This is a genomic window from Desulfosporosinus cupriresistens (assembly GCF_001707885.1).
In the GTDB taxonomy this organism is placed as follows: domain Bacteria; phylum Bacillota; class Desulfitobacteriia; order Desulfitobacteriales; family Desulfitobacteriaceae; genus Desulfosporosinus.
Genome location: NZ_MASS01000007.1, coordinates 41,767 through 61,983, shown reverse-complemented (window position 1 = coordinate 61,983; position 20,217 = coordinate 41,767). Strand labels below are relative to the sequence as shown.

General features: G+C 40.4%; 20 protein-coding genes and 1 riboswitch. Of the genes, 6 read left to right on the top strand and 14 right to left on the bottom strand.

The window, feature by feature from the left end; all coding sequences use genetic code 11:
• Nucleotides 1-83: 83 nt before the first annotated feature.
• The 12 genes from DSBG_RS04405 to DSBG_RS04350 all read right to left on the bottom strand — a co-directional run bounded on the left by DSBG_RS04405 (nt 84) and on the right by DSBG_RS04350 (nt 13,967).
• Nucleotides 84-1,259, bottom strand: a complete 1,176-nt coding sequence (locus DSBG_RS04405) for an HD-GYP domain-containing protein (RefSeq protein ID WP_083236725.1) — start codon at nt 1,257-1,259, stop codon at nt 84-86.
• A gap of 136 nt (nt 1,260-1,395) precedes the next feature.
• On the bottom strand, nt 1,396-1,878 hold the full coding sequence (locus tag DSBG_RS04400; RefSeq protein ID WP_068963011.1) for a type I restriction-modification system subunit M N-terminal domain-containing protein: 483 nt from the start codon (nt 1,876-1,878) through the stop codon (nt 1,396-1,398).
• A 23-nt stretch (nt 1,879-1,901) separates the two neighbouring features.
• Nucleotides 1,902-2,978, bottom strand: a complete 1,077-nt coding sequence (locus tag DSBG_RS04395) for a 6-phosphofructokinase (RefSeq protein WP_068963010.1) — start codon at nt 2,976-2,978, stop codon at nt 1,902-1,904.
• A gap of 422 nt (nt 2,979-3,400) precedes the next feature.
• A complete protein-coding gene (gene hisZ / locus DSBG_RS04390; protein WP_068963009.1) occupies nt 3,401-4,549 on the bottom strand; it encodes an ATP phosphoribosyltransferase regulatory subunit in 1,149 nt (382 codons plus the stop codon).
• 100 nt (nt 4,550-4,649) lie between these two features.
• Nucleotides 4,650-4,949 carry a YerC/YecD family TrpR-related protein gene (locus tag DSBG_RS04385; protein ID WP_068963008.1) on the bottom strand — a complete coding sequence of 100 codons (300 nt, stop codon included), beginning with the start codon at nt 4,947-4,949 and terminating at the stop codon, nt 4,650-4,652.
• Nucleotides 4,950-5,161: 212 nt separating this feature from the next.
• Nucleotides 5,162-7,087, bottom strand: a complete 1,926-nt coding sequence (locus DSBG_RS04380; RefSeq protein WP_068963007.1) for a PAS domain S-box protein — start codon at nt 7,085-7,087, stop codon at nt 5,162-5,164.
• Nucleotides 7,088-7,390: 303 nt separating this feature from the next.
• Nucleotides 7,391-8,755, bottom strand: coding sequence for a citrate/2-methylcitrate synthase (locus DSBG_RS04375; protein ID WP_068963006.1), 1,365 nt, complete (start codon nt 8,753-8,755; stop codon nt 7,391-7,393).
• Nucleotides 8,756-8,791: 36 nt separating this feature from the next.
• The gene (locus DSBG_RS04370) at nt 8,792-9,250 is read right to left on the bottom strand and encodes a pyridoxamine 5'-phosphate oxidase family protein (RefSeq protein ID WP_068963005.1); all 459 of its coding nucleotides are present in this window, start codon (nt 9,248-9,250) and stop codon (nt 8,792-8,794) included.
• Nucleotides 9,251-9,407: 157 nt separating this feature from the next.
• Nucleotides 9,408-11,216, bottom strand: coding sequence for an ABC transporter ATP-binding protein (locus DSBG_RS04365; protein ID WP_176716166.1), 1,809 nt, complete (start codon nt 11,214-11,216; stop codon nt 9,408-9,410).
• A 156-nt stretch (nt 11,217-11,372) separates the two neighbouring features.
• A complete protein-coding gene (locus DSBG_RS04360) occupies nt 11,373-12,230 on the bottom strand; it encodes a metal ABC transporter permease (protein ID WP_068963004.1) in 858 nt (285 codons plus the stop codon).
• Complete coding sequence (locus DSBG_RS04355) at nt 12,214-13,032, bottom strand: metal ABC transporter ATP-binding protein (RefSeq protein ID WP_068963003.1); 819 nt, start codon at nt 13,030-13,032, stop codon at nt 12,214-12,216. The genes DSBG_RS04360 and DSBG_RS04355 overlap by 17 nt, the downstream gene beginning before the upstream one ends.
• Entirely contained in the window at nt 13,029-13,967 is a 939-nt protein-coding gene (locus tag DSBG_RS04350; protein WP_068963002.1) for a metal ABC transporter substrate-binding protein, read from the bottom strand. The genes DSBG_RS04355 and DSBG_RS04350 overlap by 4 nt, the downstream gene beginning before the upstream one ends.
• A 248-nt stretch (nt 13,968-14,215) precedes the next feature.
• Between DSBG_RS04350 and DSBG_RS04345 the strand changes: the two genes are divergently transcribed.
• The 6 genes from DSBG_RS04345 to DSBG_RS04320 all read left to right on the top strand — a co-directional run bounded on the left by DSBG_RS04345 (nt 14,216) and on the right by DSBG_RS04320 (nt 18,654).
• A complete protein-coding gene (locus tag DSBG_RS04345; RefSeq protein ID WP_141694235.1) occupies nt 14,216-14,659 on the top strand; it encodes a Fur family transcriptional regulator in 444 nt (147 codons plus the stop codon).
• Between the two features lie 72 nt (nt 14,660-14,731).
• Nucleotides 14,732-14,926: riboswitch (cobalamin riboswitch) on the top strand.
• 125 nt (nt 14,927-15,051) lie between these two features.
• Nucleotides 15,052-15,870, top strand: coding sequence for an energy-coupling factor ABC transporter permease (locus DSBG_RS04340; RefSeq protein ID WP_083236724.1), 819 nt, complete (start codon nt 15,052-15,054; stop codon nt 15,868-15,870).
• On the top strand, nt 15,867-16,163 hold the full coding sequence (locus DSBG_RS04335) for an energy-coupling factor ABC transporter substrate-binding protein (protein WP_068963000.1): 297 nt from the start codon (nt 15,867-15,869) through the stop codon (nt 16,161-16,163). The genes DSBG_RS04340 and DSBG_RS04335 overlap by 4 nt, the downstream gene beginning before the upstream one ends.
• Entirely contained in the window at nt 16,160-16,933 is a 774-nt protein-coding gene (cbiQ, locus tag DSBG_RS04330; RefSeq protein WP_068962999.1) for a cobalt ECF transporter T component CbiQ, read from the top strand. Before DSBG_RS04335 ends, cbiQ begins: the two co-directional genes overlap by 4 nt.
• A gap of 2 nt (nt 16,934-16,935) precedes the next feature.
• Complete coding sequence (locus DSBG_RS04325) at nt 16,936-17,790, top strand: energy-coupling factor ABC transporter ATP-binding protein (RefSeq protein WP_068962998.1); 855 nt, start codon at nt 16,936-16,938, stop codon at nt 17,788-17,790.
• Between the two features lie 165 nt (nt 17,791-17,955).
• On the top strand, nt 17,956-18,654 hold the full coding sequence (locus DSBG_RS04320; protein ID WP_068962997.1) for a hypothetical protein: 699 nt from the start codon (nt 17,956-17,958) through the stop codon (nt 18,652-18,654).
• A gap of 56 nt (nt 18,655-18,710) precedes the next feature.
• On the opposite strand, the gene DSBG_RS04315 is transcribed toward DSBG_RS04320, so the two are convergent.
• Nucleotides 18,711-19,640, bottom strand: coding sequence for a 3'-5' exoribonuclease YhaM family protein (locus DSBG_RS04315; RefSeq protein WP_068962996.1), 930 nt, complete (start codon nt 19,638-19,640; stop codon nt 18,711-18,713).
• Between the two features lie 113 nt (nt 19,641-19,753).
• Complete coding sequence (locus DSBG_RS04310; protein ID WP_068962995.1) at nt 19,754-20,215, bottom strand: chemotaxis protein CheW; 462 nt, start codon at nt 20,213-20,215, stop codon at nt 19,754-19,756.
• Nucleotides 20,216-20,217 lie beyond the last annotated feature (2 nt).

The window sequence follows — 20,217 nt, the reverse complement described above, 5'->3', positions numbered from 1 at the left end:
TATTATAACAATGCCCCTTTACTCTGGCAACCCCCCTATGAAAATAAAGGCTACTCTGCCCGGTTAATTCTTTACAGGATTTTCTAAATTACTTGTTGAATCAACGTCACACCAGCAGGACATAGTTTTAGCTCACGGACCATTCCCTGCATTATCCGAATAGCCTCTTTTGAACTCATCGAACCACGATAAGGTCGTTTCTCCGTTAAAGCTTGATATACATCCGCTACGGCCATTAGACGTTCAGATACCGATAAATCCGCTTTGCGTTCGGGATACCCACCTCCGTCGATATTTTCATGATGGTTTCCAGCCCACTCTTTAATAACTTCAAACCCCCGTACGCGCCCTAAAATCATTTTTGTATAATATGGATGGGCTTTAATTTTTTCAAACTCTTGAGGTGTAAGCCGTCCAGGTTTGTCGAGTACTTCTCCGGGAACCGCCAATTTACCTAAATCATGAAGTAGAGCAGCGATCTTAAGCTGAAAAACATCTTCCTTTGAATCTAAAAATAGAGGGGCTAAACGTTCCATAATCTCCGCAACCCCTTTGGAATGACAATATGTATAAGAACTTTTGCTATCAATAATTGCCGCAAAAACGTTGGCAATTTGCTCCACTTCTTGTTGATTAATCTGAGCGGTAAGATTCGGTTGGATCTCTGTTAGTATACCTTTTAGATTGGGGTTGATAAGGTCAAGCCAAAATTTTTCTTTGGCACTAGCCTCGAGAAACGCTTCGACCACTACAGGAGAAAAACAATGGTTTTTTCGCTTTCGCACCCAATTCCATATTTCTAAACGTTGCTCATAATAATTTTGGCGACGATCATGACGAGTTTCCAGCTGATCGGCAAGCTGCAAAATTTGCGCACCTAACGGCGCCTCTCCCTTACAAGCCTCACTCTGTCCTTCCCACGACCCATGATGCCACAGAACAAATTCTGCTGCTTGCATTGAAAAGGGCATTAATCTCATCAGTTCTCGGCCAATCTCAGAGTGTTTCCAAACACTGCTATCCTTCGGAGATGCATTCCGCAGTGATTCGGTCGCGCCAATATCATGCAGAAAGGCAGCAATATAGATATTCTCAACCAGTTCTTCTGAAAGCTCTAGGGATCTCGATATCTGCAAAGCAGTATACGCTGTTCGGGTGGCATGATGAAACGGCTGGCCCTCTGCTAAGTCGAGAGCCAAAGAAAGGGCGTGAAGTAGTTCATTGCGATCATAGATTTTCTCCTTAGTATTATTACTCAACTTTGATCAATCTCCCATCTCAAATCCAAGCACAATCCTCAAATAGCAATAGTTTATTTTTTTGTACTAAAGAAAAGACAAGCCTTATTGATAGGCTTGTCTCTTAGTAGTGAAGTCCTATGCAGAATCAAGTAAATTAAAAATCTAAGTCCTCATCCGTCAACTTCATTTTATCAAATTTTTTTATCAACTCAACTAAATCACTATTAGTAATAAAATTTTCTCCGTTTGCAGAGGTCTTATTAAAGTCTATATCGTTTAATGCACCCAGGCAACCCCTATTCTTTTCGTCAGTCTCCGCAAAAACCTTCATTAGGTATGAGTTCAAATCTTCTTTTTTCAGTTTCAATTTTTCCCAACGGGCGATTTCAGGTACAAATAGGCGATAGACCTCTCTTCTTTCTAAATCTTCTTCTATTTGACTTGGAGATAAACCCTTAGCTATGAGCTTATTTCGCCTAACCTCTCGCTCTAAATTAAATCTATCGTTTAAGCGCTTTAAAAAAAGTATTGCAATGACATATTCTTTGAATTCAGCGGCATCCCTATTACCACGTAAAGTATCGCAGGTCTCATCTAAGAAACTCTCAAATTCTGCTAGAGATAATTTATCACTCATTATTCATTCTCCTTATCAAATGGTTAATCTCCTAGCTCAATTCCAAGAGAACGCGCCGTTAACAACAGAGGATCAATTAATGGCACAAGCTTAAGCTTATCGACCGCTTGATGGAGGGGAACACGTACAATATCTCTGCCCTGAAGGGCGACCATAATACCAAACTCCTTTTCTAATACGGCATCAACTGCAGCAACGCCATAGCGGGAAGATAGCACTCGATCATACGAATTGGGAGAACCTCCTCGCTGAAGATGTCCAAGCACCGTCACTCTTGTTTCCATTCCAAACTGTTCTTCGAGATCATTGCCTATTTTAGCACCAATGCCTCCCAATTTGATCGGGTCAAATCGCCCCGCGACCATGCGTTCTACCACCATTTCTCCACCCATAGGTTTAGCACCTTCTGCTACAACAATAATGCTAAACTTCTTCCCTTGTTTTGCTCGTCGCTGGATGGATTGAGCTACTCGATTTAAATTATACGGTATTTCCGGAATCAGGATGACATCTGCACCTCCAGCAACACCCGCATACAAAGCAATCCATCCAGCATAGCGCCCCATCAGTTCAAGAACCATGACTCGGTGATGAGATTCCGCTGTGGTATGCAGACGGTCAAGTGCCTCTTGCGCTGTTTCCACAGCCGTTTGAAAACCAAACGTCTGATCAGTAGCCATTAAATCATTATCAATCGTTTTAGGGATTCCAATAACAGAAAGACCTTTATTCGCAAATTTAAGCGCGATATTTAAACTTCCGTCTCCACCAATCGCTACTAAAACATCGACTCCATGTTCTTTTAAATTTCGCAGGACATCGTCCGATCGGTCCATTGTCTTAGTAACTCCATTTAGTTTCGTTTCATACGCAAAGGGATTGTCTCGATTCGTTGTTCCAAGAATTGTGCCGCCCCGCGGCAAAATACCCGAGACATCACTTATCGAAAGGGGCATGAAATCCCCTTCTACCGCTCCGCGAAAGCCATCTTTAATACCAAGCACTTCAATCCCATTTTGATGCGCGCTTTTAGCAACAGCCCGAATCACGGCATTAAGCCCCGGACAATCCCCTCCACCAGTAAGGACTGCGATTTTCATGTTAACACTCCTTTCCTCTATATAGTAGCATTACCTTATTATAGTCCTTTGCCCAAAAGTATAAGCATCTAAAGCGAGATACATGCCTAAGAAAATTCCTCACATTAACAGCAATACATGTATGCTTAGAGAACAAGCAAATCGGCATATTTGCATCAAACCGCAAACTGCTCTACATGATGCAAGCAAGAACCGTCCCTACTTGCATGCACACCACCGTGGTACCAAATTCCGTCGACCCAAGCTCAGAGGAAGTTTCTTAGCTTAGTGAGCGCTTTAGCGGAATTGCGTCAATGAGCGCAGAGGATAAAGCGTTAAGAAACGCAACGGTTCACATGCAGAACAACCTATAGGTTTTGCGTTTTAGCTTTAGCCTCAAGCGAATAGCAATGCAGCGTGTGCGAACGGGCTAAGACACTTCCTCACACACATAAGATTTCCGGAATATGTTTTTGAAAGGCCATTTTCTGAGCAACGTCGCTCTCTATCCTCCCGAGTACCATTTCTACCCGTTTTCCCTTAGCTCGTAATGCTTGACACTGACGAATGACCTGCTCTGCATCAGATCCGTACACCAAAATATCGGCACTCTCCGTGGAGGAAAGCGGAAATTGTTCTAACAAAGTTCCCAGGTGAATGGCGAATCCTGTAGCTGGTAACGAAACGCCAAAGTCCGAGTATAACGTATCATAACGTCCACCTTCAACCACTGGGAAGCCCATACCTGGAACATACCCCTCAAAAACTGCCCCAGTATAATAGGAAAAACCTCGTAATATTCCTAAATCTAAGGACACATTTTCTTGAACTCCGAAATAATTCAAATACCGATAAATTTTTCTTAACCTTTCAACAGCTTCCTGAATCGCCGGTCGTTCACTCCAGTCAAGAACTTCATCGAGAATTTCCTCTCCCCCGTGAAAATGTGGTAAACGAAGCAAGAGCTCCTGCACGCGCGTAGGTAATCGACTTTGGCTGACCCACCTTTCCACGCCTACCATATCCTTACGGGCCAACGCTTCTTCCAGCTTAGATTGAAGTCCCTCATCAACCCCTGCTTCCAACATAAGCCCTGAAAAAATCCCCATGTGCCCAAGATTGAACTGATAGTTTTTCAAGCCCAAACCCGCAATTGCTTCAACAGCAAGGGCGATCACTTCTGCATCGGCCAGTTCCTGGTCAGAGCCGACGAGCTCCACACCCACTTGGCGGAATTCTCTATGCCTAACAGCGGTATTTCGATAGACATCAGCACCGTAACACAAACGGAGTGGAAAATCCCCACCGCGCATGCGTGTGCTGACCAGGCGGGCAATCGACATTGTTAGCTCAGGACGCAGCGCAAGAATTCGACCCTCACGATCAAAGAATTTATACAATGAGTCGTCTTGCTCAATATCCGGTTGGACGCATGCGGTATATTCAAGGGTTGGAGTCAACACTTTTTGATATGACCACTGTCGAAAAAGCGCAAGTATCTCTTCTTCTAAACGCTCCTGCACGACTAGTTCCTCTGGTAGTAAATCACGCATTCCATCTGGAATGCGTTGTCCTAAATTTGTTCTTAACATTTATAATTCTCCTTCTTTAATACACTCTGCTTTGCTGCATATCGAATACTGAATCTCTTAGTATTTGTTTATAAAAAATATCTTATTAATTATGCTCTTGTTAATTATGCTCTTGCAAACGTCGCAATATCAGTTGATACCCATCAGCTCCGAAATTCAAACAACGTTTAACCCTACTAATCGTCGCTGTGCTTACTCCTGTCGCTTCCGCAATTGCTGTATAAGTCTCATTCCTCTGGAGCATCTTAGCAACCTCTAACCGCTGAGCCAAAGCCTTTATTTCAGCGATTGTTGCAATATCTTCAAAAAATCGATAACACTCATCTTTGTCTTTGAGCAATAAAACGGCTTCGCATAAAGCGTCAGTCAACGGATCGTGTAAACGTTCATCGCTTGACATGATTTTACCTCCTCGAACGGGTTACTTTCCCCCTTTAATATATTAAAGCATTCTTCTGCTGTCAATAGTTTTTTAAACATTGACATTCGAAAACTTTCCATAATTAAAGAGAGGTTAAAAACCTTTGCTAGCAAAGTTTCTTTCCTCTCTCTTTTACCACAACCATTGATTACATTACCCAGCCGCCTCATACTTCAGAAACCAATTGATCCTTAATAATTACTAACAGCAAATTTGACTGTAACCGTTGTTCCTCCCGGATTTGTTTCGTAATTAATCACCGCATTATGGCGCGCTGCTATACTCTGGCATATCGCCACGCCTAACCCCGTCCCTCGCACTTTTGTGGCCAGGAACGGAGTACCCAGTTTTTCGAGTATCATCGGGTCAATTCCCTCGCCCTGGTCACGGACCCTAAGTATTATATAGTTTCCTAATTTATAAGTTTGAATCGTTAGAGTCCTTCCGCCTCCTTGCATTGCTTCAAGTCCATTTCTGGCCAAGTTCAGGAGTAATTGGCGAAGTTCATTTTCATTCCCCTTTGTGTCTGGAACCTGCTCAAGCTCAAGATATATTTCTTTTTCTTTATTGAGTGCATCCGCTGATAAAAGAGGAAATAATGACCTTACTATCACAGAAATATTAATTAATTCAAAGTCAGAAGTTTTGTCACTAGCCAGACTTAAAAAATCAGTAATGATCAAATTCGCTCTATCGAGTTCTTCAATCATTAATTTGTAGAATTCATGATATTCCCTGGTACTGTCCTTTGCTGCGAGTAATTGCAGAAAACCATGAACTGTAGTCAACGGGTTTCTCACCTCGTGGGCAATACCCGCTGCCATTTCTCCCACCATATTTAGTCTATCTAATCGCGCCATCTCTCGATCTGCATACTTTCGATCAGTTATATCAATAAGCACTTTGAAAATTAACCTTGACCCATCTGCGTCAATAAAGGGTTGTATAAATTTCTCATAAATACGATTTTCAAACAGCCTTTCTTTCCATAGAGATCTAACGTTCCCAAAAACTGTTGAAGTTACGCATTCATCACAAGGTCTCGCTAAGCCGGCTATAAGTTCATAACATCTTTTTCCTTCCCATGGACCAAACTTGTCTCGAAAACGACTGTTAGCAAAACGGATCTTATAGTTTTCTTCTTGAACAAAAATCAAACCGGGAAAACTATTAAATAGTGTATAGAGACGCTGATGCTCTTCTTCAACAGCTTTTTCCATTTTCTTTCGTTCTTCAATATTGCGAAGAAAAATGGAAATCCCACTCTCAGTTGGATAAACACTAATTTCAACCCAATTTCCCATGAGTGGTGCGTAAGTCTCCAATCGTGCTGGTTTCTCATCTTCCATCACCTGCAGGCAAAAATCAATAATCTTCTTACTTCCATTTTGATAAAATTCCTCAAAATCGGACCCTATTAAATTACCTGATATGTTATTTCCTTGGGCTTCAACAAAGGCCTGATTGGCATAAGTTATTACCCTTTGACGATTTACAGCTAGAAAACCGTCGCTAATACTTTCAAGTGTATTTATCAACTCTTGATTGGTTTGCGCTAATTTATGTTCAACGGCCTCTTTTTTAGCGATCTCGCTTCGAAGCTGATTATTAATACGTACCAATTCATTAGTACGTAGTTTAACTAATTCCTCTAGGTTTTTCCTATAATGACTTAATTCTTTTTCTTTACGTTCACTTTCAGTAATATCCCAAATAGAAACTACCCTTAAGCGCCGTTCTTTAATCGTTACTTCATAGGTATCAATATGTACAGGAAAAGAACTTCCATCTTTCCTTATATGCGCAGAGTTATAGGCATAATGTTCTCTTTCGTGGATATGGCGCATGATTTCGGGAAGTTTTTGATGAAATTCTGGCGCATAGACGTCATAGATTGATTTTCCTATCAACTCGTCAGCGCTATATCCGAGCATCTCTGCATATCGTGGATTAACTTTTATCAATTGTCCGGTGAGGACATCAGAAATAACCATACCCCAATAGTTCTCTGTGAAAATCCGATCCCACATATCATTATCTTCTCGTGCCTCGGCTAAAGCTTCTTCTAGCAAAGAAACCTTTTGTTTCATTGCACTGATCACTTCGTGTGTAGACATTGTTTATTCCACTCTTTTCAATAAGATCGCAGTTAGTGCTAAGCTTTATACTATTACTTCCAAGTGAATACTTAAAATGTTTATTCTATTATTCTATAACTAACTGGATTATCCTTGAAATAAAGTCTCTCATTATTTTTACAGGATATAACAATATCTTAGTAATTAGAGAAATATATTTAATGAATATATTTCTTCCGACAAATAATCCCTCATTAATGAAGACATAAAGAAACAGCGGGACATAAAGACCCTGCTGTTTCTTATTTTCCAGGTTCATGAACTTTAATAATGATATTTAGCCTATCGCTCATCCATAGCCGTATAATCACGTCTTTGGGCAACGCTCTTATAGGCCGGTCGAATAATTTTACCGGCGTTGACAATTTCTTCAATACGATGCGCACTCCAACCGACTATTCTCGAAATGGCAAAGATCGGCGTAAACATTTCATCTGGAATGCCCAACATTCTATACACAAATCCCGAATAAAAATCGACATTTGCGCTGACAATCTTGTACATCTTGTTGGATTTGCCTATCATTTCTGGGGCTAGTTCCTCTACCTTTGCATAAAGCTTGTATTCATCTTCTAGGCCTTTTTCCTTTGCAAGCTGAGCAACGTATTCTTTGAAAATTACCGCCCTGGGGTCAGATACTGAGTACACAGCATGGCCAATACCATAAATTAAGCCTGAACGATCAAAAGCTTCTTTCTTGAGTATTTTGGCAAGATAATCCTTAATTTCTTCACTATCATCCCAATGACTCAAATCCCGTTTCATCTCTTCAAACATCTGCACAACTTTAATGTTCGCCCCACCGTGCTTTGGACCTTTCAGAGCTCCTAATGCTGCGGCCATGACCGAGTACGTGTCTGTTCCAGTGGAGGTTACAACATGGGTTACAAACGATGAATTGTTGCCCCCACCGTGTTCTGCATGAAGCACGAGCGCCAGATCGAGTAGTTTAGCCTCCAGCTTTGTGAACTTACTATCCGGTCTCAGCATGTGGAGAATATTTTCAGCAATACTTAAATCCGGTCTTGGACTATGAATATATAGACTTTGCTTGCCATGATAATGAGTGAATGCCTGATAGCCATAAACTGCAAGTAGTGGGAAACAGGCAATCAGACGAATGCATTGCTTTAGTACATTTTTAATGGAGGTATTATCGGGATCATCATCAAAGCTGTATAAATCCAAGACGTTTCTTGCCAAGACATTCATGATATCCTTACTTGGTGAACTCATAATCATACCCCGGACAAAATCTTCAGGCAACGTTTGATTAAGGGCTAGCAGTTGTTCAAACTCTTGGAGTTGATCGCTATCCGGAAGATCCCCAAAAAGCAATAGATAGCAAGTTTCTTCAAAACCATAGCGATCATCCATAGTGAACCCGTCTACAAGATTACGAATATCGATACCCCTATAAATCAATCTCCCTGGAACAGGTATCATTTCGTTTTCATCAAGAATATAGGAATGCACTTCACCAATCTCAGTTAAACCAACAAGTACTCCCTTTCCATCTAGGTCTCGAAGTCCACGTTTCACATTATATTTACTGAACAACTCGGGATTGATTAAACTACTTTTTTCAGCCATGCTGCTCAATTCATCAAGCACATTTTCAAGTTCCTCTAAGTCACCATGTTTCATAAATACCCCTCTTTCATTATTTTTGAATTTTTACACTTAATAACCTGACTTCTTGCCCGACATTGTATTAACATTTAACTTGAAAAGAGTGACGTTCGACAAGGCTGAATCCTCGATTGGCTTTTCCTGGTTAGAATATTGCTGCATAATCATCTTCATAGCTTCACGCTTACCCTCCAACTCTTCGATGAATTCAACCTCCCCGAAACCAATAACACTCTGATACCGCATCGTCCAGTCGCATGCTTGTTCACCAGGAACAACCTGTGTGTCGATCTCAACTTCAAAGCAGGCCTTGGCATTTTCTCGAAGAATCAATAGTTTTAAACCTTCGTGCGCGGAATGAAAATATAATACTCGATTAGCATAACCGAAACTCATTGGGATAATATAAGCCATTCCTTCATAAGACACAGCTAATCGACATACCTGAGCCTTCTTCATAATCGCATCTAAATCTTGCTGCTCAGTGATTTCCTTATCTTTCCTACGCATTTTATTACCTCTTCTCGATTGTTTTTTTGAGCCACGAATCTTAGTCTTAAAAAAGTATGAAGAGTTACATTACACAAAAGGTTGAAGAATTCCTCCTAGAAGCAGGAAAAAATAAACTTTATATTGTATACGTTATACTTTACCCATGCATCTCGAACTAATATGACGATTTTATCTGAGATTTGAACTGTGTATCATAAAGCTGTTTATAGAGACCTTCTTTTCTAATTAATTCATCATGTTTGCCAATTTCTGCGACCATTCCATTTTCAATTACAAAAATTTGTTCCGATGCGAGAACCGTTGACAATCTATGAGCAATAACAAAACTTGTTCTATTTTTTAACAAAGGGACCATAGCCTTCTGAATATACATCTCAGATACTGAATCTAACGAGGACGTCGCTTCATCGAGAATAATAATTCTTGGGTTTTTCAAGATCACCCTAGCAATAGACACTCTTTGTTTTTCTCCACCGGAAAGCTTAATGCCTCTATTTCCTACTACTGTTTTATAGTTATCCGGCAACGTCATAATAAAGTCGTGAATATAGGCTGCTTTACAAGCTTCGATGATTTCTTCCTCCGTAGCATTAGCTTTCCCATATCTTAAATTTTCTTCTATCGTATCATTAAAAAGATATGGTTCTTGCATAACGATGCCTATCTGCTGGCGAAGCGACTCTAAAGTTACATCTCTGATATCCCTGCCATCAATTTTAATGCTACCCTTGATCACTTCATAAAGTCTCGGTATTAAATTCGTAATGGTGGTTTTGCCCGCACCACTAGAACCAACTAGAGCAACCATAGTTCCCGGATTTACGGAAAAACTGATATCTTTTAAAACCTGAACCATATTGTTATAAGAAAAATAAACATGTTCGAAATCAACCTTGCCTTTTATAAACCCTAAACTAATAACATCCTGTTTATCCTCTATCTCTTGTCGCTGATCAAAATACTCAAAGATTCTTTGAAATAAGGCCAACGACCGTGTAACATCAATATGAATATTGGACAGCTGTGAGACTGGCGAATAAAGTCTTACTAACAGCGCTACAAAAGCAATTATGCCTCCTATAGACATCTCGCCCTTAATATATAAATATCCTCCATAAAAGTAAATCAGCATTGGCCCAATCGCTATAAAGGTAGTTATTGTCATTCTATACCATCTACCTACAACCGATTCCCTTATTTGCAGACTTACAACCTCTTCATTCGTCTGTTTAAAATTTTCATATTCATCCTTTTCCTTCGTAAATATTTTGGAAAGTATGGCCCCGCTTATGCTCAGGGTCTCTTGAATGATCTGGTTAAGATCACTTCTTTTTTTCTGACTCTTTGTTGCAATTTTCCATTTCATCTTGCCAACTTTCCTAGTGGGGATTATAAATGTCGGCAAGATGATCATACCTACTACGGCAAGTTTCCAGTTCATCATGATCAATACTGTAGCTGTAGATAGGAGAACGACAACACTACTTAAAGCATTTACCACCGTAGAGTTAAATATATCTTCAATTCCATCGATATCAGAAGTTATTCTGGTAATGATCTCCCCAGGCTTGGCCACGGAGTAAAAAGTTAAGGACATATTCTGCAAATGAGCATACATTTGATTTTTCATGGTTAGAATTATATGTTTTGAAATCCAGACACTTAAGTACGATTGGGCTACTTGTAAAAGTCCCAGCATTATCGTAATAGCTATGGAAATAAAAATGTAAAGACTTAAAAGTTTCAAATCCTTTTGTGGCAAAGCTTTGTCTAATATATTTTTAATGAGTATTGACGGAACAAGCCCCAAAATCGAAGCCAGTATTATTGTGCCAATAACAAGAAGCAGTCTCAGCCAAAAGGGCCTAAAATAGCTCAATATCCTAGCGAGCATTTTTTTAGTAACTTTAGGCATTTCTATTTTCTCATTCGCAAATCTCAATCTGCCTATCCCTTGTCTCAAGTTGGTCAACTCCTATAACTATAACAGCTACTAGACTTTAATAATTATATCATAATTGTTGTTTTATACTAAAAAAGACCACGCAGTTGAGCCTACTAAGGGCAACCTCCGTGGTCTAATCATATCTATACAACGTGAATTATATCCAACTAGACTTCACCCAAGTCTTAATTTCATAATAAAGGTAACCGCAAAAAATGCTGATGATATCAGAACAATAGTTGCCCCAGTAGCAGTCCCCCAAAAATAAGATAGGATCAATCCGGATACTCCTGAAATAAGGGCAATCAAAACAGAGTATACGTGATATTGCCTTATGTTTTTAGCTATATTCCGAGAAGAAGCGGCTGGTAAAATCAGGAGTGAACTAATAATAAGTATCCCCACCCATTGAATCGAAATGGTTACGATAACTGCCATAATCATAGCGAATAGGTATTCATAAAGTCGAACATTAATTCCTCTGCTGCTTGCTAGAGATTGATTCATACTGGCCATAAGAAGTTTATTAAAAATAACGGCCCATAGAACAATAACAACAACAAACACGATTCCGAGGGTCAACAAATCGGATGAACTAATACTCAACAAATCACCAATTAGATAAGCGGAGTATTTTGTAAATCCTCCATTGCGCGAAAGTAACACTATCCCAAGCGCCATAGCCGTGGACGAAAACACACCGATGATCGTATCAGTAGAAGCTGTGTTTGCTTCTTTGACAATTAGAATTGCGATCGTAATCAATACTGAAAAGCAAAGCATTGACCAAATAGGTTTTATGCCTAATAGGGGAAATATTTTACCCACAATAACACCAATGGCAATACCCGTTAATGCAGAATGTCCCAACGAATCAGAAAAGAAAGCCATTTTATTATTGACGATCATTGTACCTAACAATCCAAAAATTGGCGTTACTAATAAAACGCCCAACAGCGCATTCTTCATAAAAGCATGCTGTAACCATCCGAAAGGCAGCAATAAGTCGACCAAACTATACCAAAAGTGCATTAGCTACCCTATCCTTCTCATCGTTTAAATTACGTTTTGACCAATCTAGGCCAAACGTTTGAATTACTTTTTCATTACTAAATACCTCTTGCGGAGTTCCCACACACTCAATCGTTTTATTATTCACAAATGCTACACGATCAGCATATTCCGCTACTAAATTCAGATCATGCGAGACCAAGATAATTGATAGATCGTAGTTTTCTCTAAGTGTAGAAACTGTTTTATAGAATAACTCTAAACCCCTTTGGTCAATACCGGATACGGGTTCATCCAGCAGTAAGATGTGAGGAATTGGATCGAGGGAAAGTGCTAACAAAACTCTTTGTAACTCCCCTCCTGATAAAGCTCCTAATCGTTTATTGATTAAATGTTCTCCCTGAGTTCTTGCAAGACTTTCGCGAACACGTTCACGTATCTTTTTGGGGTAAGTAAACCAAATAGGTATTTTTGTATGAGCTGCGGCAAATAAATCAAGTACGCTTGTCGGAGAACTAGAGTCCAGATCAAGCTTTTGCGGAACATAACCCATGGACGGTCGAATTGTTCCTTCGTCTTTGGCATCAAGAAATTGGAGTTCTCCAGTGTGCGGAATATCTCCCAGAATAGCTTTAAGCAAAGTGCTTTTCCCTGCGCCGTTGGGCCCGATAATCGCTGTCAAATCTCCACAGTGTATGTGGAGATTGACATCTCTTAATATTTCTGTTCCGCTTCGTGTAACACCAAAACTTTTTATTTTGGTACAACACAAACCACATTCGCAGGAACCTTGACAACTTTGTGCACAATTGTGATGTTTCATTTTAAGGCCTCTTGTAATGTTTTTAGATTGCTATCCATAATATTGATATAGGCATCAGCGTCCATAGGTCCCGTTACGATTGGGTCCAGCGTATAAACTTTAGCACCAGTCTCTTTCGCGATTGTATCTGCCGCTTTAGTGGGATATTGCGGTTCAGCAAAGAGAGCTTTTACATTCAGGCTTTTTACTTCGTCGATTGTTTCTGCCAATTCTTTGGCACTAGGTTCCGAACCCGGTTCACGTTCAATGACTCCCGCTATGTTCAAATTAAATTCCTGTGCGAAATAGGGGAAGGCCTCATGGAAGGTAACGATATCCCGGTTTTTCACACTGTCTAATGTTTGGTGCATTTTGTCTCTTTCCACTTCGAGCTTTTTAATGTAGGCATTAGTGTTTTCTTTATATTTAGCAGCATTAGTAGGGTCCAACGCAGAGAGTTGCTCTCCAATATTACCCACCTGGGTAATGGCATTAGTGATACTCACCCATAGATGAGGATTGTCTCCTTCATCACCTTCACCTTTAATAAGCTGAATTCCTTTACTGGAATCAACTATTTGCAAATTCGGCATTTGACTCGTAACTTTATCCATGAAGGATTCCATTCCGGCTCCGTTGGTAATCAAGAATTGTGCTCCCTCGAGATTCTTCATATCGTCAGGTGTCACTACATAATCATGAAGGCAGCCTGTCGTCGGCTGGGTCATATCGATAACCTTTACATTGGGCATATCCTTGGTAACGTTTAAAGCAAAAATGTACATCGGATAGAATGAAGCAGCGATTGTTATTGGTTTTTCACTGGTGTTGATAACTGGACTTGAACCTGTGGTTTGACTAACAGTCGTCTTTGACTCGTTGTTAGGTCCACACCCACTTAGGACTAACAAGCTTAATAGAATTAGGCTTAGAAATTTAATGAACTTTGAATGCATTGATCAATATACCCTCTTTCGCATTTGCAAATGCAACCCATTTGCATCTCCTCTACACATTATACTCTTTCACTCATAATTGTAAACCATTACTTTCCTTCTTAATCATTGAATTTCAAATTTATGTCGTGGTTGTAACACACTAAATACCCAACGTTCGACAAGTTTTAAGGCGCGAAATGTTGCTAAAAAATTTAAAAGGATTAGAATGAACATAGTGATTGTAGAGAACTATTAAAATTAAAGGGATGATCTTGTTGGAACAAAACCTTAAATATAAGGAAGTCCTTAAAAGAGAAGGTGTTAAAAGCACTAGGCACAGGTTCGCCATTCTAGAACTACTTGAACAGTCTGAATCTCCAGTGACGGCAGAACAACTGTTTATATTGCTACGGGAGAAGACAGCTTCGATAAATCTGTCTACTGTCTATAGGACTCTTGACACGTTTACGTCTAAAAACCTGGTTATTAAATCAAATAGGGTGGACGATGGTAAAGTGCGGTATGAGCTAAATCAGCATGAACACAAACACCATCTTTTCTGCGTCGGTTGTCACAAGTTGATTTCTCTGGAAGAGTGCCCAATAGGAGAACTCCAACAGACCTTAAAAAAGAAACTGGATTTCGAGGTTACCGGACACAATTTGGAAATATATGGATATTGTCATAATTGTCAAAGGATTCATTCTTGAACGACAAAATCTGCTAGTGCCTAACAAATCATTGACAGACAATTTTATCTATGCTAGTCTTAAAAAAAGTAATTGAATAATACAAAAATGAGTACACTTTCCTTCTTACTTTGAAGAAAGTGTTTAAAAGGGAAGTCAGTTTAATTCTGACGCGGTCCCGCCACTGTAATAAGGAGTAGCCTTACAATATGTCACTGGATTTGTCCGGGAAGACGTAAGGCTATGATGAACCTAAGCCAGGAAACCTGCTCATTTGAAATTCACCTTTAGCACTCACGATGGATGAGAAGGTATGGGTATTTATGTTATAGACATATTTATAACCTCCTGCTTTTGGGTGCAGGAGGTTTATTGTTTCTCTTTTTCAGCTGGGAAAGGAGGCTATCGTTATAATGAGGCTTAACTTTGGCAAAGGAGTTGTTGATTTGAATCTCCATAAGTTCAAAAATATCGTTCTATTCGTAGCTTGCATTCTTACTATATACATAGCATTCCCAGATAATACCTATGCTATGCATATTATGGAAGGGTTTTTGCCGTATAATTGGGCAGCCTTCTGGTGGATAGTTATGATCCCGTTTGTTATTGCCGGGGTGAGATCAATTAAGAAAACAGTGACCCTCCACCCTAGTTTGAAGATGTTGCTCGGTATGGCCGGCGCGTTTGCTTTCGTTTTGTCAGCTTTGAAAATCCCCTCAGTAACCGGTAGCTCTTCACACCCGACAGGAGTAGGTTTGGGTACAATTCTGTTCGGACCTACTGCCATGACGGTATTGGGTATGATTGTCTTAATCTTTCAGGCGCTTCTACTTGCTCATGGCGGGATAACAACTCTAGGAGCAAACACGTTTTCCATGGGGATTGTTGGACCGTTTGTCTCTTATGGTATCTATAAGGTTACTAAGAAACTTGGAGCTCCCCTGTGGCTATCTGTTTTTCTATCGGCTACCCTAGGCGATTTAATGACCTACGTAACGACCTCTTTCCAGTTAGGGCTTGCTTTTCCTGCGGCTTCGGGCGGAGTAATGGCTTCCGTACTAAAATTCATGAGTATTTTTGCCTTTACTCAGATACCTTTAGCTATAAGTGAAGGTATCCTTACAGTATTGGTGATTAATATCCTTAGTTCTTATAGTCAAAAAGAATTGCAAATTTTGGCTGTATTTACGGGAAAAGAATTGCCCACCAGAAAACGGGGGGTGAAAGCATGAAACCAATCGCCAAGAATGGACTGTTACTGGTAATAGTAGCAGTCCTAGCCTTTGCTCCACTTTTTATGACACGCGGTGCCCAATTTGCTGGAGCAGATGATCAGGCAGAAAAAACGATCAGCTCACTCGATGCCAATTATAAACCTTGGTTTAAACCTTTATGGCAACCACCAAGCGGAGAAGTTGAATCTTTCTTGTTTGCCTTGCAGGCTGCCATAGGAAGCGGGTTCGTCTTTTATTACTTGGGCTATTCTAAAGGAAAATCCACTGCGAGCAAGAAGGATCAGACATGATCAACATTGATTGTTACGCTTATAGCAATAATTTAAAAACGGTTCACCCCGTCGAAAAATCTCTTTTTGCAATGAGCACTATGCTAGTCTGTCTAACCTCTACGACAGTGATCACCCCTCTTATCGTCTTAGCCTTCATGGCTGGAGGGATAATCATTAGAGCTGGTATCCCAATCCGGGTTTTTCTTAACCTAATGTTCGTTCCTCTTTCCTTTCTCTTTATTAGCGTTTTAACGATTGCTTTTTCAATCTCAACCAATCCTTCAGGATTCTGGCTTGCTCAAACCATTAAGGGACTAACCATTGGGATCCATTATCCGGATTTAATCACCGCGATTCATCTGTTTCTGAAATCATTAGGAGCTGTTTCTTGTCTATACTTTCTAGCCCTTACTACTCCTATAACTGAGATAATTACCGTACTTCATAAAATGAAAGTCCCCGTAATCATTACTGAATTAATGGTGCTCATTTATCGTTTTATCTTTGTCTTTATGGAAACAGCCACCACCATTCGACGCGCCCAGTCTTCCCGTTTAGGTTACGTGTCCATGAAAAGTTCTTATCGCTCTCTCAGTCGCCTTTTTACTTCGCTTCTGGGGAAAGTTTTTGTGAAATCTCAAGAACTCTACAATGCTATGGCAGCACGATGTTACACGGGAGAAATTAAAGTCCTAACTAAGAAGTATCCTATTAGCTTCAGAAATTACATTCTTATCATTGTGTTTGAACTTCCTTTGATCTTGTTGAATTTGCTTGGGAGGTCATGAATTTGCCAGAAGTTATACTTGAAGCCGTAGATTTAAAATATTCTTATCCTGATGGTACGAATGCATTACGCAAAGTGTGTTTGCAAGTTGAAAAAGGAGAAAGGCTTGCCATTCTGGGATCAAACGGTGCCGGAAAATCCACTTTATTTATGCAGTTTAATGGAATCTATCGTCCAAATTCAGGCTGTATAAAGTACCAGGGACGAGATATTACGTATTCCAACAAGGCTTTGATAGAATTACGCAAAAAAGTGGGAATTGTCTTTCAAGATCCAGACAGTCAGCTATTTTCGGCTAGTGTTTATCAAGATATCTCGTTTGGCCCTCTCAATCTTGGACTTTCCGAAGAAATAGTGGCAGCTAGAGTTAAACAAGCTTTGATCGATACAGAAACCACAGACCTTGTCGACAAGCCCACTCACTTATTAAGTTACGGACAGAAAAAGCGTGTTTCTATCGCCGGCGTTCTAGCAATGGAACCAGAGGTAATTATATTTGATGAACCAACAGCGGGACTGGACCCTCGTCATGCTCTCGAGTTTATGCAGCTTCTGAAAAAATTGCGGGACAGCGGTAAGACAATTATCATTTCCACTCATGATGTCGATTTAGCCTATTCGTTTTCAGACCGGATAGCTATTATGTGCAGTGGCGAGATCATCGGCCATGGAGAACCGAGCGAACTTTTCCTGCAATCAGACCTTATTCAACGTGCTGATTTGGCACTTCCTTGGCTGATTGAAATGCATAGCGAGTTGGTGAAAAAGGGCTGGTTGCCTCCATCTACTCCTTTGCCTAAAACAAAAGAAGATCTACTTCTCAAGATTCCGCCAAAGAGCGATCAGCAAAGTGCATAAAACAAGTTTAAACTATAGAAACCGCTCCCTAGGACAGCCGATAAAGCTGTCCTTTCTTTTTTATTTATTATCGAAAGAGGGCATTCTTAAGGATAGAACGCAGCAAATAACATAAACTACAACTCAATATGCTTTACTATTTAATCTGCGGAGGAGGCGCCTTCGATGAATCGCACAGATAATAAAAAATCAACTTCACTAGCATTCCATCCCGAACTGAGGCGCATCTTACTTGCGAACCCAACTCGTGAATCCTTGAGTACGATAATTGAATACCAACTCTTTGATCAACCCTGTCCACCCCTTGCAGACGATATTTTGGGCCTATTGCCGTATTGGGAACAGCAAGCCTGCGAAGGAAACGTGGTTTTAGCAACGCTGATTCAGTACATGACTCAGCGCTCCCCTCGCTTTATGAAAAACGAAAAGATGATTCAGGCCAACCTGCTGCGCATTCGAATATTATCCTCAACGCCGGGCATCTTCTCATTTCCGCCGTTTGAGATTCAAGAACACCTCATGCAATTTTTACAAACATCCGACGTCATAGCTGACCTTCCAGAATTAGGGGTAGTGTGCTTTTCGCTGGATGAGATAAACCCCCTGGCTTTTGATTTGACACGTTTTCGCCTGACTCCTCACAGTCGCCGCTATATCCAAAACTTATTTCACCCTGAAAGGCGTGAAGCCATCCTATCGGTTCTGGCTCATATTGCCAAGGCTTACCCCCTAATAGCTACTTGCCGTCAAGCTTATGCTCTCATGCTATCTCTTGATAACCCCGACATCTGGGCAAAACACCCCTTTTGCCTACGCCTCATAGCCAATCGCTTTTGGGAGTATAAATTAATGGCTGAATGTTGATGCTCAACATCGTCAAGTAAATAGCAATGCAGAGTGTGTGAACACGGTAGTGACTCCTACTTTAAGTAAATACAGCGTTCCATACTTGGAATATACGGGGACCATTCATCATTCGGATGATTCTCTTTTGCTTGCTCAAACTGGAAAAGATCAGCATCCATAACATCCGCATAGTGAATCACCAACGCTTCCATTAGCTTCGGTCGTTTAGGAGACTGCCATTCGTATTTTCCATGATGGCTGGTAATAATATGCACCAACTTAGATCGTAATTCACGTGGGAAATCAGGGATTTGCGCGATCCCTTCCGTTAAAATTTCGATGCCTATGATAATGTGGCCCAGAAGGCGCCCTTCCGTTGTAACCTTAATCCCTCTATCGTATGTGTACTCCCCAATTTTTCCCATGTCATGCAAAAGGGCCCCAGTCAAGGCTAAATCGCGATTAATTGCTGGGTAATGCCCCGCAATCCCATCCACGATCTCAGCTACTCTAACACTGTGCTCCCAAAGACCACGAAGATAGGCCTGATGAATTTTCATAGCAGCAGGAGCTTGCCGATAGGCCGTTCCCCATTCCGGATGGGTTAGGAACTGTTCTAACAGGTTTTTAAGCTTAGGATGGCTTATCTTAGCCAAGATAAGCTTTAGACGATTTTCTAACTCTTCAGCTGTGACGAGCGAACTCGGCAAAAGAGCACCTAAATCTACGTCTTCCTTGGGAATCATTCGGATGCTCTCAATGGTCAGATCCAGGGCGCCACGGTACTCTGAAGCAACTCCTTTGACGTTGAAGATATCCTGTTCTTTTAACCACATAAGAACTTGTGGTTTATAATCCCACATTTTCCCTTGAATCGTCCCAGAACGATCCTGGCAAATCAATGAGAGGTATGCTCCCGGCTTTTGTCGAAAGGGGACCTCTTTCCATTCGGTAACTAGAAGAGTCCCCTCAAATCGTTCCCCATTTTTACAATCTTTCAGCATTGAATTCATCCTTTCTTTTACCGCTCATATTACAACCATTATAACAAATCGCAAAGACACCGAAACCCCACCCGTTATACGAGTGAGGTTTCGGTCGTTACTCTGCGGACTTATTAATTATTAACGGCAACATCCTGAAGATTAGCATATTCTTGAGCAAACATTTTTTGGGGATCAAGGATAATAATCATCCGGTCTTCAAGTTTTCCAATACCAGTGATGTAATTTTCATTACCGACACTGAGAAAACTTGGCACTGACTGCACCTCTTCATCTTTCAACTTAACTATATCTGTAACCTCATCCACAAGACAACCTGTAGCTGATTTATTGACATTTAACATAATAAATTTGCTTTCGTTGGAAATTTCCTTGTTTATTAAATCAAACTTAATCCGTAGATTGAAAATATAATTCACATTCCCACGCAAATTTATCATGCCTTCTATCGATTTATCTGTACCAGGCAAATTCTGCACTTTATATTTTCTTGCCCGCAAAATACCGTTAACAGCTAAAACATCAATACCATATTCTTTATTATCTAATTCAAATACAACTAATTGGACACTCATCA

Bases quoted from the DNA above. Each gene is read 5' to 3' on its own strand.
- DSBG_RS04395 (WP_068963010.1), bottom strand. From the start codon at position 2,978: ATGAAAATCGCAGTCCTTACTGGTGGAGGGGATTGTCCGGGGCTTAAT.
- DSBG_RS04310 (WP_068962995.1), bottom strand. From the start codon at position 20,215: ATGAGTGTCCAATTAGTTGTATTTGAATTAGATAATAAAGAATATGGT.
- DSBG_RS04320 (WP_068962997.1), top strand. From the start codon at position 17,956: ATGAATCGCACAGATAATAAAAAATCAACTTCACTAGCATTCCATCCC.
- DSBG_RS04375 (WP_068963006.1), bottom strand. From the start codon at position 8,755: ATGAAACATGGTGACTTAGAGGAACTTGAAAATGTGCTTGATGAATTG.
- DSBG_RS04385 (WP_068963008.1), bottom strand. From the start codon at position 4,949: ATGTCAAGCGATGAACGTTTACACGATCCGTTGACTGACGCTTTATGC.
- DSBG_RS04355 (WP_068963003.1), bottom strand. From the start codon at position 13,032: ATGAAACATCACAATTGTGCACAAAGTTGTCAAGGTTCCTGCGAATGT.
- DSBG_RS04400 (WP_068963011.1), bottom strand. From the start codon at position 1,878: ATGAGTGATAAATTATCTCTAGCAGAATTTGAGAGTTTCTTAGATGAG.
- hisZ (WP_068963009.1), bottom strand. From the start codon at position 4,549: ATGTTAAGAACAAATTTAGGACAACGCATTCCAGATGGAATGCGTGAT.
- DSBG_RS04345 (WP_141694235.1), top strand. From the start codon at position 14,216: ATGATCTTGTTGGAACAAAACCTTAAATATAAGGAAGTCCTTAAAAGA.
- DSBG_RS04335 (WP_068963000.1), top strand. From the start codon at position 15,867: ATGAAACCAATCGCCAAGAATGGACTGTTACTGGTAATAGTAGCAGTC.
- DSBG_RS04370 (WP_068963005.1), bottom strand. From the start codon at position 9,250: ATGCGTAGGAAAGATAAGGAAATCACTGAGCAGCAAGATTTAGATGCG.
- DSBG_RS04350 (WP_068963002.1), bottom strand. From the start codon at position 13,967: ATGCATTCAAAGTTCATTAAATTTCTAAGCCTAATTCTATTAAGCTTG.
- DSBG_RS04315 (WP_068962996.1), bottom strand. From the start codon at position 19,640: ATGCTGAAAGATTGTAAAAATGGGGAACGATTTGAGGGGACTCTTCTA.
- DSBG_RS04380 (WP_068963007.1), bottom strand. From the start codon at position 7,087: ATGTCTACACACGAAGTGATCAGTGCAATGAAACAAAAGGTTTCTTTG.
- DSBG_RS04340 (WP_083236724.1), top strand. From the start codon at position 15,052: ATGAGGCTTAACTTTGGCAAAGGAGTTGTTGATTTGAATCTCCATAAG.
- DSBG_RS04360 (WP_068963004.1), bottom strand. From the start codon at position 12,230: ATGCACTTTTGGTATAGTTTGGTCGACTTATTGCTGCCTTTCGGATGG.
- cbiQ (WP_068962999.1), top strand. From the start codon at position 16,160: ATGATCAACATTGATTGTTACGCTTATAGCAATAATTTAAAAACGGTT.